At 37.7% G+C, this 12,402-nt stretch carries 12 protein-coding genes; 2 read left to right on the top strand and 10 right to left on the bottom strand.

The window, feature by feature from the left end; genetic code table 11:
- Window positions 1-4: 4 nt before the first annotated feature.
- The 9 genes from KA713_11125 to KA713_11085 are packed head-to-tail and all read right to left on the bottom strand — an operon-like array spanning window position 5 to window position 8,521.
- On the bottom strand, window positions 5-895 hold the full coding sequence (locus KA713_11125) for a glycosyltransferase family 2 protein (protein ID UXE65052.1): 891 nt from the start codon (window positions 893-895) through the stop codon (window positions 5-7).
- Window positions 885-2,000 carry a glycosyltransferase family 4 protein gene (locus tag KA713_11120; protein ID UXE65051.1) on the bottom strand — a complete coding sequence of 372 codons (1,116 nt, stop codon included), beginning with the start codon at window positions 1,998-2,000 and terminating at the stop codon, window positions 885-887. The genes KA713_11125 and KA713_11120 overlap by 11 nt, the downstream gene beginning before the upstream one ends.
- A gap of 3 nt (window positions 2,001-2,003) precedes the next feature.
- Window positions 2,004-2,870 carry an FkbM family methyltransferase gene (locus KA713_11115; GenBank protein ID UXE65050.1) on the bottom strand — a complete coding sequence of 289 codons (867 nt, stop codon included), beginning with the start codon at window positions 2,868-2,870 and terminating at the stop codon, window positions 2,004-2,006.
- A complete protein-coding gene (locus KA713_11110) occupies window positions 2,867-3,790 on the bottom strand; it encodes a glycosyltransferase (GenBank protein ID UXE65049.1) in 924 nt (307 codons plus the stop codon). The genes KA713_11115 and KA713_11110 overlap by 4 nt, the downstream gene beginning before the upstream one ends.
- 2 nt (window positions 3,791-3,792) lie before the next feature.
- Window positions 3,793-4,467 (bottom strand): methyltransferase domain-containing protein, encoded by a 675-nt coding sequence (locus tag KA713_11105; GenBank protein ID UXE65048.1) that lies wholly within the window; start codon window positions 4,465-4,467, stop codon window positions 3,793-3,795.
- Between the two features lie 19 nt (window positions 4,468-4,486).
- Window positions 4,487-5,488: a GNAT family N-acetyltransferase gene (locus KA713_11100; protein UXE65047.1), complete on the bottom strand. Its 1,002-nt coding sequence runs from the start codon at window positions 5,486-5,488 to the stop codon at window positions 4,487-4,489.
- Window positions 5,488-6,447 carry a polysaccharide deacetylase family protein gene (locus KA713_11095; protein UXE65046.1) on the bottom strand — a complete coding sequence of 320 codons (960 nt, stop codon included), beginning with the start codon at window positions 6,445-6,447 and terminating at the stop codon, window positions 5,488-5,490. The genes KA713_11100 and KA713_11095 overlap by 1 nt, the downstream gene beginning before the upstream one ends.
- Window positions 6,448-6,453: 6 nt before the next feature.
- Window positions 6,454-7,677, bottom strand: coding sequence for an ABC transporter ATP-binding protein (locus KA713_11090; protein ID UXE69106.1), 1,224 nt, complete (start codon window positions 7,675-7,677; stop codon window positions 6,454-6,456).
- Between the two features lie 10 nt (window positions 7,678-7,687).
- Window positions 7,688-8,521, bottom strand: coding sequence for an ABC transporter permease (locus KA713_11085; GenBank protein UXE65045.1), 834 nt, complete (start codon window positions 8,519-8,521; stop codon window positions 7,688-7,690).
- Window positions 8,522-8,626: 105 nt separating this feature from the next.
- Here KA713_11085 and KA713_11080 point away from each other — a divergent pair, with 105 nt between their 5' ends.
- Window positions 8,627-9,913: a hypothetical protein gene (locus KA713_11080; GenBank protein UXE65044.1), complete on the top strand. Its 1,287-nt coding sequence runs from the start codon at window positions 8,627-8,629 to the stop codon at window positions 9,911-9,913.
- Window positions 9,914-9,934: 21 nt separating this feature from the next.
- Window positions 9,935-11,023: a glycosyltransferase family 4 protein gene (locus KA713_11075; GenBank protein UXE65043.1), complete on the top strand. Its 1,089-nt coding sequence runs from the start codon at window positions 9,935-9,937 to the stop codon at window positions 11,021-11,023.
- Here the strand turns inward: KA713_11075 and KA713_11070 are convergent.
- Entirely contained in the window at window positions 10,975-12,306 is a 1,332-nt protein-coding gene (locus tag KA713_11070) for a hypothetical protein (protein ID UXE65042.1), read from the bottom strand. The two genes, KA713_11075 and KA713_11070, sit on opposite strands and share 49 nt — an antisense overlap.
- Window positions 12,307-12,402 lie beyond the last annotated feature (96 nt).

The raw sequence follows: 12,402 nt of genomic DNA, 5'->3' as shown, positions 1-12,402 counted from the left end.
GCTATCAAACCTTAATAAGTTCTTTAACGATTACCAAAAATCGTTTCTTAAACATTTCACCTAGGTGAATGGATATACCGCTCCATAAGTAATGAATAATTACTCTTTTACCTGCTTTTGCCATCGCAAGGTGTAGTGCCGCATACGTCAATGCGCTAGCTTTTGCCTTATTCAAACCTAAACCAAATGTCGCTTTGTTAATCTCGTCTGCCAGAACATATTTAACAAATCTGTCCACCTTCAGCTTAATTCTATTTGCATCGGGCATCATCACACTTCTTTGATCATGTTGTATAACCGTGGAGGTAATAGTATTGCTATTTAAGAACTGGAATCGAGCGCTTAACCTAATCCAAAACTCCCAATCTTCAAGAGAAGATAATAACCGATCTTCATTAAATTGAAACTCTTTCATTACCTCTCTCTTTAGAAAAACGCCATTGCAGCTCAAAACATTGCCAGAAAGAATTTGATGATTGATGGATTTGATGTTCGATACCGAATGGAGTAAGACTCCTCGCACATCTTTTATGTCATATCCCAAATGAAAGACCTTAACTTCTAAAAATTGATCACTAAACTGTTTTGCCGTTTGCAAATGGTGAGGGTAGATAGTATCATCTGAATCCAAAAAATTAATGTACTTTCCTTTAGCACTTCTTGCACCAAAATTTCTGGCAGCCGCACGCTCTTCATTTTCCTTTCTGAAGTAACGTACCTTTTCATTTTTAATACTCATCACAACCTGTTCTGTCTCATCAGTGCTGCCATCATCCACTACCACAATCTCAAAATCTTTAAACGATTGAGCCAACACGGATTCTATTGCTTTCGAGATAAAGTTTGCACGATTATAAGTTGGAATTACAATGCTAAAGAAGGGATTATTTGTCATACAATGCTTTCAATGAAGCAACCATTGGATTAATTCCAAATCGCAAAACTACATCATGCCTACCTTTTTCCACAATTTTATGATTCAATTGATTATCAGGCCATAGTTGCAACATTGCTTCAAATATAGCTTCTGTGTTCTTGAATTCAACCACCAGTGCGTTTTCCCTATTTATTATAAATTCAGAAGCGATGCCAGATAAAGTGAATATTGAAGGAACACCACAAGCCAATGCCTCTATATATGTTTGACCAAATGCCTCGCACAAAGGGTCGATAGGTGTATGTACATACAAATCAAAAACAGCATAAAGCGCTGCGATGTCCTCCTCAAAAGGGACAATCACCAATTGATTAGTTGGAATGGATTGTGCCAATTCCATTAATTGCTCATGATAGGGTCCAATCGCGTTTGCCAAAACCAGGCAAGCGCTGGGGTTTTCATTTAGAAATTTCCGAAAGGCCGGAATAATGTATTGAATTCCCTTCCATTCAATATGACGAGCAACAACACCCACTACTGGTTGTTGGTTAGGAATTTTCCATTTCAAACGTATTTTTTCGATCCGATCAGGCGCAATAGTATCAAAGGCAGATAGGTCGAAACCATGCGGTATCTTTACGATTTTACTTTGTGAAACACGCTCCAATTGAAGCAATGTCTTATCGGTTGACTGGCTGATTGAAATAATGTTGGTTGAAAGCAGGTTGCTCCATTTATCGAGCCATACTCCTCGTGGATGATAAACATGATGATAATTGCTATTGTGCCGCGTATAGATCCTTTTCTTTACACCAGAAAAAAAAGCCGCTGTAAGCCCTATCAATTGAGCGTCCAATAAATGAGCATGAACAATGTCCGGTCTTTTTCGCAGTAAGTAAAGAAGAGTCTTGAGAAAGGCATTAAAAAAGTCTTGCTTACCTCTATAGTAAACACGCTTCACTTCTACTCCTTGCTTCACTAGAAAATCTTCAAGCGAAGAAGTGGATTCATTTAATAAAATAAAAGTAAGGCGATAGTCCCTCATCAATCCCATCGTTACCCACTCAAAACCAAGTGATTTATGCACGTGCGAAAGTATATAAACAAGGTTCCTCTGTGCCATCGCCTATCTAGCAATCATATCAAAATGGCAGTGCGAAAAATCATAATCAGGAGTAATTTCTACACCCGTTTCGCTATGTTCAAAGGAACGGTAACCACATTGTGCTAAAAACTGTAACAACTCCATTGCAGAATCGTTTTGGTCCTTCAGGTTGTCATCATCTACCTCAATGAACAATATTGGTTTATGCTTTTGTAAGATTGCTTTTGCGCCCCGCAATACTTTTAATTCATATCCCTCCACATCGAGTTTCATCAAATGGATTTTTGATAGTGAAACAACCTCTTCTACTTCGTCCAACCTTCTTATTTGAACGGGCACAGAACCTGGATTACCTGAGGGGGCAACTCTATTTCCCCCTCTATTCTCTGGGGTACGTAGTTCCATCATTACCTGATGTGTTGCTTCTCCCAAACCAAAAGGATACACCGTAAGATTTGGAAACGTATTACGCGCTATGTTTAATTGGCACGCCCGATAGTTAAACGGGTCTGGTTCAAAGCCAATTACGCTACCTGAATGGCTGCGCTTTGCAAAATTTAATGCAGTCCAACCGATGTTGGTGCCTATATCAATTACATTGTCAGTTGGTTTGCACAACGAAAACAATTTGGTTATAGCTGAATCTAAAAATCCAAAGAATAAAAGATGACCTATGTAGTCGCTTATATCTACTTCTAAGGTAAGATGGTCACGTTGTATAGTTCGGTACGTAGCTGGAGCGTATTGATACGGATTGGGCACTAACTTGCAAATAATATGATTGGGTGATTTGTTGAGTGTATTCGCAGCTAGCCATTGCTCTAATATTGGGAGCTTAAAGACACATCGAAATAGGTTGAGCACTCTAACTTTAACAGAAATATTCATGTTGTTGATTGCAAAGTGTATCCTTTATAAATCACAGCTGCTTGGTTGATGGCTACAATTTTAAAATAGAGAGGGTCAAAAAAAATTTGGTTGGGGAAGCTTTTCAATAAAAAATTAATCAATGGATGTAGATAGCCAATTGTCGCAAGTACTATACTCTTTATCCACCCATACTCCAATTGGAGCTCGTGATAACCCAAATTTACAGCTACTTTTCTCGTTGCTGCTCTCCGCTGCTGATTGGCTAACCAATTGTCCAAGCTTAATCTATCCGATTCATTATGACTAACCATCACGCGGCTGTCTATATAAAATTGAAGTCCAGCCTTCTTTAGCTTGGTCGGAAAATCATAATCTTCAAATCCAGCATACGGAAATTGTTCGTTATACCCGCCCGTCAAATCAAAATTGCTTTTTGAAATGGATAAATGAAAACTGGCGACCGACAAAGATTCAAATAACGCATTGTCCCTCCAAGATCCATCAGCATACCATCCTTTGAATGACGCCATTCCATGTTTCAAGATAAATCTTCCCAAATTACTCTTTGTTAGTAATTCTTGCAATACCTGTGGATATTGCCAATCGAGGTTAAAGCAGCCCTTTGGATACTGAGCATGAAGCGCCATGATATGCATTACGGATTGCTTTGAAATAATGATGTCATTGTCTAAAAACAAAAGCAAATCTCCTGTTGAGTGCTTTACCCCTTCATTTCGAGCTGAGGCAACACCCGATTTTGGGTTGTTTATAAGCTTAACATTTGGAAGATAGTCTGGTATAGTAGGGCAAGAGGTTTGTGAATCGTTTACAACAATTATCTCAGCAGGGCAATCCTCAATAGCATCAATGGCAGCCGCTAATGTTTTCTTGAATATTTCTTCCCTTTCTTTGGTGGGTATTATAATGCTAAGATACATGACTATTTCTTCAATACTGCATACGCAAATCTGCCAAAATTGTCTTTCGTCATATCGCGCAAGGTAAAACAACTAGCCTCTAAAGACTTTAACTTCTTTAAAAGAGCAAAACGGTAATCCATCTTGTGAACGTCATCCATGATAATGAGCCCATTTTTCTTTGCCGACCTAAAAACAAAGTCTACATATTGAATTCTAACCTCTACAAAATTCAAATCATGTAAAATGCAATCAAAGCCAGATTCTTTTAAGTCGACAAATTGTTGAAGTGTGAACATATTGTTTGTATCGAGATGATGTTGCTCGAGGTAGCCCCTTGTTTTCGTCAACCATGCAGCATCGTCATCAACAGAATAAACCTCTACTCCCAGGGTTTCTTTAGCATATAATCGAAATATAAAAGAGCTTAGGCCAGAACCCAAATCCAACACCTTCTTGTACTGATTGGCTTTACATAGCGTGTACATAAACCCAGCCAATTCCATCGAAGCTGCCATTTCAGGAGACGAAACATGATTCACATATTCGGAATAGTATGGTTTTAATTTCTTTGTGTTCTCTTCTATGTTGGATGCGCTAAGTTGATTTAACGAAAGCTCTTTTTTGAATGCATTATAATTCTTCACACGAAACTGAAGCATGAAGAATTTTAGTTTGCGATTTATTCTGCCGATCATCGGAGGTAAATTTATTTGATTAGTCGAGTATTATTCCTTGAAAATTATAATTCGATTCGTCTTTCCAAAGGGAAGTTTCGCTATTGCCATTACTATTCAATACTATAAAAGGCATTTTTTCTTTGAAGGGACCTTTATTAAAAGGGTTCTGCAAAAATCCGATGCGGTTAAAAATTCGCTTTTGAAAATTAGAGGTTGGCGACCAGGTGTAAATGCATCGTCTTTTCGTAAGAGCGAAAAGGTGATGCACTGTTTTTTTGAACGAGGCAAAATTAAAATGGGCCTGATCAATGAAATCAATCCAAACCAAATGGCAAGATTTAGGACTGTCTAAATGAAATACAGCTATTCCGATCAGATTATTGGCTTCATAAATACCCAACGCTTCATATTTTTTGTGTTTGTTCAACAACACTTTCCACTGAAATGTTTTAGCGTCAAAAAATTTCTCGAGATTAAAATATGATTTCCGTACACTAAAATATGTTGTGATTTGCGAATCGATATTTTGAATAGAACGAAAGTGAAGGGAGGTGCTTTTAAACTCAGGAAACAGCGAGAATGCTTTAAAGACAAAGGAATAGCAAAACCGAAATTGCCAAAAGAAAACTTTTTCCCATCCTAACTTATTCACAAATCCATCATAGGAAACAGGGACGGGAAACGCTAAAATAATGTAAGCCTTTTCACTTTGGGCAATATCGGCATAACACATATTCGCAAGCTTTTTAAAAAGACCATGCCTTCTAAAATCCGGATGGGTTAAGGTATCTACAGCCTGGTATATCTTTATCACTTTTCCGTTCTCCCAATACAGTTCCGGAATTACTCCGGAATATGAAATGATTTTTCCTTCACTCGAAGCGCTATAAGCAACGATCTCACCAGCAGGATTGTCGAAATATTTCCATTTAAAATAATCCTGACCCACTTTCATGTTGAAACAGGTCTTCATCAACTCAGTAAGCGATGCCAGGTTACTCTCGCGAGTGATGCGTTCGTATTGAAGTTGTGGCTCCATCACTTAAAGAATCTATTTCGAAGGTTAACCGCCAGAGGCAGATTTATAGCGTAGACAAGATTAGTCAAATTTTCATTTCGAAGCCCTAATCTTGGAAAAACAGCGGACTGATTGTGATGATTGTTGAAACAAGTTCGCTCGGTAGAGTAAAGATGAGCGTGATATTTTTTTGCCAGAGACACAGTTCGAGCATCGAAGGTTCCTTCAAAACCGAAAGGGATTGCAAAATGGTCAATGGTCTTCCCGGTTAGCTCTTTTAAGAATTCATTATTGATTACGATCTCCTCTTCAATATCCTGATCGGTACAGTTTGAAAGTAATTTATGATTTGTAGTGTGACTACCTATTACGCATTGGTTATCAATAAGGAACTTGATATCCGTTTCGGTAAGGTAGGTAGGTAGAGCAGAATATTTTTCATCAAAGAAAATATCGTAGTTGCTCTCTAATTTTTTTGATGTGATTAACGCTTCGCCCGGTGCTCGATTAAAATCTTCAAAACTCAACCTAGTAAAAGAAAAGTGATCGTAGATTCGTTTGAGGTAAGCGGCATCAGCATTTTTATGCGCCATGAAAAGATTACTGCACCAGAGCCAATTGTTGATAACGGCATGTTTGTTAACAAACACGGTAAAAGGGATGGAAGTTTTATGAAGGATTGGAAATGCGTAGTCGCGAATACTTTTAAATCCGTCATCAAAAACGATTGAGGCACAGTTTTCTTTAATGGAATTGTTTTCTACAAGTTCATCAAGTGATACAATATAAAAATGCTTCTTCAGCCAATTGATTTGATTTTGAAAAACCGTGACCTCAGTGGAATAGACAGAGTAATGCTGATGAGCATTAGCAGGAGATACATCGTGAAAGACAAAAATATATTTTAATCCCCTTTGCAGACGAAGCATCGAGAGGGATGAAAGAATGACTTTTGTTATCGCTAGAGAAGAGTAATTCATATTTCATCATTGAACGCGCCATGTAACATCCTGAACAAAGAATTTGTTGATCTGTTCATCGGGCAGAACTCCCGTTTTAGAGAATGGCATTTTCTCCACCACAAAATTCATGCAATCTCGTCTGACGTCAAGATCAGTAATGTTATCCCCAAAGTGAATGTCAACAGAATATGACCCGTTGATTAGCGGAAGGGAATCAACAATAAAAGAAAAATCACCTTCTTGAAGCGGTCGTGAAGCAACATTGCCCACATAGTGATTATTGTTAATGCCTAAAACGGGAGTGCCCAGACTGTCTCTGAAAATAACGCCCAACACCGGATAGGGTATCGGTTTTGGAGAACAGAAATGAACTTTTATCTCCAGCTGGCAACCCATGTGGGGAAAGTCCGATAAACTTCCATTGCAATACAATTCTACTTTCTTGATAATCCGATTCATATCTGCTGAACTATTGAACTCAACTGATCCATTTTTAAATTCGGTACTTAAGAATGCCAGATCAAGATATTTGTTTACGACTTCATTGCTGTTTCCAATAAACTCTAATGATCCTTTATTTAAAAGAATACTTTTTCTACAAAGGCTTTGCACGGCCGCCATATTGTGACTTACAAACAGAATTGTTCTCCCTCTTCTGGCTACGTCTTCCATTTTGCCTAGGCATTTCTTTTGGAATTGCGCATCGCCAACAGCGAGGACTTCATCAATAACCAGTATCTCTGGTTCTAAAAAGGCGGCTACGGCAAACGCTAGTCTCAGCTGCATCCCACTTGAGTAATGCTTTAGGGGAGTATCTAAAAAAAGTTCGGTTCCTGCAAAGTCAATGATCTCATCAAAATGAGCATCAATTTCTTTTTTACGCATTCCTAGGATTGACCCGTTCAGATATACATTCTCTCTGCCTGTCAACTCGGGGTGAAAGCCAGTACCCACCTCGAGTAGGCTTGCTATCCTTCCTCGGCAAATGACTTTTCCTTGAGTTGGCGGTGTAATCTTTGACAGGATTTTAAGCAATGTAGATTTTCCTGCACCGTTTTTGCCCACAATGCCAATGGATTCGCCTGGCATAACGTTAAAGCTAACATCTCGCAATGCCCAAAAAATTTCCTTGTTAGTGTTCGAAAATTTTAATTTGGTCAATCCGACAATCCGATCTCTTAAACTTAAATACGACTGACCTTGATGCAGAATATTAAATTTCTTTGAAACAGCGTGAACTTCTAAGATAGGTTTCATTTTATGCCAAGTCAGCAAAATACATTTCAGTTCTTCGAAAGTAATATAAGCCACCAACGAAAAGTACCAAACCAGAGAGCAAACTAATGGTTACCAATAAAAGCTCAGGCATGCTTTGGCTTAGTGGAAGTCTAAAAATGGTGATGGCTGCATACATTGGGTTGATAGCCAGCAGGTACTTCACCCACGAATCGGAGACGATGGAAATCGGGTATATAACCGGTGTCAAAAAAAGAAGTGACTGCACCAAAAACGGAATCACGTAACGAAAATCCCTGTACTTTATGTTGAGAGCAGCCAACCAACAACCTGGCCCAAAAGTAGCTATAACAGCAATCAGAAGCCCCATTGGCCAAAAGACTATTGCATATGTGAGGTTTACAGGCTGATGAAACAAAACTATAAGTACTAAAAACATCCCAAAAGTTATGGCAAAATCAATTACCGAGGCCAATATCGTTGAGATAGGGATAATCAGTCTGGGAAAATATATCTTCTTGATGATTTGTGCATTGCTCACCATGCTGTTACCGGCATTGGTTATACCCGAAGAGAAAATCGTCCATAAGATTAATCCTGAAAAGGCAAATACCGGATATTCCATGTTATCAGATGGCACTTTCATTGGCTTTGCAAAAAAGAAAGTGAATATAATCATCAGCAACAGCGGCTGAATAACTGCCCACAGAAAACCTAAAACAGTTTGTTTATATTTCACCTTAACATCTCGCCAAGTGAAAAAATAAAATAGTTCCCTGTATTCAACCAACTCTTTAACATTGAGGCCTACTCTATCTTTTGGTTTTATCTCAAAAAAGTAATCGTTGCTTTCCACTAGATTTAATGAATATTTAAATTGCCTATGTTTGGGTGCACAAAAATAGCTCAACTTTATTCATTTATTATACACTAATTTTACTATTCAAGAGTACCAATTAAGATGTTTACAATACTTCCGTACATTAAAAAGCAACCTTATCTGGTACTTGTTGTATTTGGGCTAATTGTTTGGTTAAATCCGGATACCTTTTTTTGGCGCGATGATTGGCTCTATCTATCATTTTACTACCAGAAACAATTTGCTTTATTTAATAACCACTTGGCTTTTGAAATAAAGCCTTTGTTTCAATACTTTTTTTTCCTTGAGTTTCTGGTGATGAAATCCTTCATGATGGGGTATCAAATCATTAACTCATTACTTCTTGTTGGTTGTTCCATTTATCTCTATCGGGTTTTATTATCCTTCTCGATTCATAAAAATGCAGCCCTCTTTTCAGCCTTTTTATTTCTTATACACCCGGTACAATTTGTAAATGCTCTATGGATATTTCAACAGTGTGAACTCATACATCTTTTGCTTCTGATCGCGAGTATCTTGTATTTTAAACAGTACATGGAAACATCTACTACTTCTTCACTAGTCCGGTTCGGCTGTTGCCTTTTTTTTCAAAACTACTTTTTTCCTAATGGGCTTTTCTACCCTGTTTTGTTCCTAATTGCATATTTCGGCCTAAAAAGCAAAAAGTCTGTTGATTTCAAGTTTTTGGTGCTAGTCGTATTAATTCTAGCCACCCATTTGGCTCATGCACTTTACATTCAATCGAGGCTTGTCTTGGAGGGTGGTGCGCTTACTAGCCATGTTAAAATTAAGATTTTATACTTTTTTAAAATCATTTCTATTTCTATTTGGCGAGTGTTTATCCCAAATTTTAGCCCCAATCACTCTTTTTTAGTAACAGTAGCACCGCTGATTGCATGCGGTTTTTTTATTGCCATTGCTTATAAAAAGATCGTTGATATAGGCATCAAAGAATTAATTTTTCTTAGCCTCATGGGTATGTTCTTTTCATCTATCCTATTGACAATGACTCGCTTCAACCAACCAGAAGTACATTATTACTATTCGGCCTTGCATTTTCCTTATCTATTTATGCTACTATCTATCCTTGTTCATTACTATGTCTCTTTTAAAAAAATTGCATTTAAATTGATAGCCGTGGTTATGATTGGGTTACTTATAGTTGCAGACTTTAAAGGTAAAAGAGCTTTTTCCTACCGGAATAAGCTGAATGCTGAAAGAATGCAGGTAGCCTTAAAATCTAATCAATATAAGCCTTATGATGACCCCTGTTTTTCAATTCCTCATTATTTTCAGCTGGAGGGCCACTCTGAACAAGAGTCAGCAGTGATTTTGTATCGCTCGCTTAAGAAAGGCAAGGAGCAATAGGCAGGTTAGTAAGAACTTTAAATGAGGAATAAAATACTATTCATTTGCCCATATCCAGCAGGCGAAGCACCTTCGCAGCGATTTAGGTTTGAGCAATACTTTCACGTATTGAGAAAAAATAACTTCGAATTCAATCAGTATTCATTCTGGTCAAAGAAAAATTGGGCAATACTATATTCAAATGGAAATTACTTAAGAAAGACAATAGGCCTACTAGCGGGGTATTCAAAAAGGCTTTTTCAACTCTTATGGTATGTGCCAACGGCAGACTATGTTTTTATTCATCGCGAGGCAACACCACTCGGCCCACCTTGGTTTGAGTGGATGTCCGTAAAAGTTTTCAACAAGAAGATAATCTACGATTTTGATGATGCTATTTGGCTTGCCAATACGAGCGAAGAGAACAAGTTGTCCGCTTGGCTAAAGTGGCATTCAAAAGTAAAGTGGATTTGCAAATGGAGTTACAAAGTAAGTTGCGGCAATCAATATCTGTGTGACTTTGCGAAGGAATACAACCAAAATGTTGTCCTAAACCCAACCACTATCGATACTGAGAATCTACACAATCCATTTATTGTCAAAAGAGATATAATAGAAGACCTTATTACGATCGGTTGGACGGGCACTCACTCTACTTTAAAATACTTAGAAGGCATTAAGCCAGTTTTGGAAATACTTAACAAACAATTTTCAGGAAAAATTAAGTTCTTGATTATCTCCAATAAAAAACCGTCAATCGAAATCAGTTCGTTACAATTCATTGAATGGTCAAAATCAACTGAGATTGACGATTTGGTAAAATTTGATATCGGCATTATGCCTTTGACAGATGATACTTGGTCCAACGGGAAATGTGGGTTTAAAGCTTTACAATATATGAGTCTTGGTATCGCCACGGTAGCCTCTCCGGTTGGTGTCAATAAAATCATCATTGAAAATGGTGTGAATGGATACTTGTGTGCATCGTATGAAGAATGGTTAACAAAGTTATCCTTACTTATTAACAATGAGGAATTAAGAAATCAATTAGGAAAAATGGGGCGCACGAAGGTGGTAGAAAGCTATTCTTTACTTTCCAATGCGTCTAACTTTCTTTGGCTCTTTTCTTGAGCTAGCACAATAGCCAAGCCCGTAGCAAAAAATTGCATCATGGGTATTTTGTACCGGGCAAGAGTTCCAAAATTAAAAGTTGAAACCCCGACAGCGAACGCAAATGAGATCGAGAAAACTAAACAGAAAAGGAAATTCGGATCCGAGAAGGAAGCAAACAAAAATCTCTTCTTTTTAACCAAGATAACTGCTACAATTAAAAAAAACACGGTGCCTTCCAAAGCGGACATCAGCATCAGAGGGTTTTTTACCTCCCATATATAAGGTCTAAACAAGGTGACATTGATTGCCTGGGGCGCGAGCTTCAACATGGAGTTAAAAGTGCCATCCAATTCACCCAGTTCATATCCGGATCCAGCAGCCCGCCCTGACCAATAACGGATGTCATAAGCCGTTACCTTAGCGGTTTGAGCAATCTTTGTTACATCATATTTAGCATCACCTTCCCCCACCTTTACGATGGAGAAATAGGAGGAAGCAATCGCAATGGCAATTACAATCGGTATCAATAGTATCCTCACTGCAAGCGATTGAATTTTTTTGAAATTCGATGCTAGTATCCAAATCAATACTGCTGGAATGAAAGCTTGTAACACAAATTTTTTGACACTAAAAATAAAGTAAAGAGAAACCAACAAAAGCAAAATTTTAGTCCACTTGGTCTTTTTTTCAATAAAAAGTGTATAAAAGCAATACGTTGAAATACCAATGGAAGCCATAACAATCGTTTCTTTAAGAATGCCAGAACCCCAGAAAAAAACTGTCGGAATAAAGCAGATGCCAAAGGCTAAAGAGCGGTGGCTATTGGGGTATTGTTTATAAAATGTCAAATACAAAGCCCATGTACCGCAAAAACTAAATACTGCGAAAAGTAGAGCAGTACCAGAATAAGTAGAAAATGTGAGCAAATCAAAAACACTAGCCATTCTAATAACAAAGTAGGAGGGTGGATCCTTAAAAAAATAAATTTGAGATGCATATTTGTACACATTGGAATAATCACCCGCATCTTTAAAAATCAACGAAAGCCCTTGGATGGGGGAATCAAAAATTGATTCCCAAACTAACCGACTTCCATAAGAATGGTACATAAATGTATCGCCACCCGAATAATAAAATTGATAAATACAACCCAGCGCAATCGAACCGAATAACTTTACTGTTATAGCTGGAAAGAAATACCTCCTAGTAACTGGGTCAGTTACATAATCCCTAATCAAATATGTACCACCAAAAATTAAGACAAGTAAGATAGGTGTAACAATTAAATCTCTGAGATCCATTTCAAATTATTGTTTTTGAAACATTGCCTTTCCTCCTATATCTTCAATGTGATCTGCTGAAATGGCTGAATCTCTAGGATAGGAGTTATATTGAGA

The sequence above is a fragment of the Chryseotalea sp. WA131a genome (assembly GCA_025370075.1).
Lineage (GTDB): Bacteria > Bacteroidota > Bacteroidia > Cytophagales > Cyclobacteriaceae > ELB16-189.
The sequence above is the reverse complement of the archived record's forward strand: the minus strand, read 5'-3'. Positions and strand labels throughout refer to the sequence as shown.

What these genes read in the sequence shown, in the direction of transcription:
- KA713_11070 (UXE65042.1), bottom strand. Translation starts at nt 12,306, where the DNA reads ATGGATCTCAGAGATTTAATTGTTACACCTATCTTACTTGTCTTAATT.
- KA713_11105 (UXE65048.1), bottom strand. Translation starts at nt 4,467, where the DNA reads ATGATCGGCAGAATAAATCGCAAACTAAAATTCTTCATGCTTCAGTTT.
- KA713_11125 (UXE65052.1), bottom strand. Translation starts at nt 895, where the DNA reads ATGACAAATAATCCCTTCTTTAGCATTGTAATTCCAACTTATAATCGT.
- KA713_11075 (UXE65043.1), top strand. Translation starts at nt 9,935, where the DNA reads ATGAGGAATAAAATACTATTCATTTGCCCATATCCAGCAGGCGAAGCA.
- KA713_11080 (UXE65044.1), top strand. Translation starts at nt 8,627, where the DNA reads ATGTTTACAATACTTCCGTACATTAAAAAGCAACCTTATCTGGTACTT.
- KA713_11110 (UXE65049.1), bottom strand. Translation starts at nt 3,790, where the DNA reads ATGTATCTTAGCATTATAATACCCACCAAAGAAAGGGAAGAAATATTC.
- KA713_11115 (UXE65050.1), bottom strand. Translation starts at nt 2,870, where the DNA reads ATGAATATTTCTGTTAAAGTTAGAGTGCTCAACCTATTTCGATGTGTC.
- KA713_11100 (UXE65047.1), bottom strand. Translation starts at nt 5,488, where the DNA reads ATGGAGCCACAACTTCAATACGAACGCATCACTCGCGAGAGTAACCTG.
- KA713_11120 (UXE65051.1), bottom strand. Translation starts at nt 2,000, where the DNA reads ATGGCACAGAGGAACCTTGTTTATATACTTTCGCACGTGCATAAATCA.
- KA713_11095 (UXE65046.1), bottom strand. Translation starts at nt 6,447, where the DNA reads ATGAATTACTCTTCTCTAGCGATAACAAAAGTCATTCTTTCATCCCTC.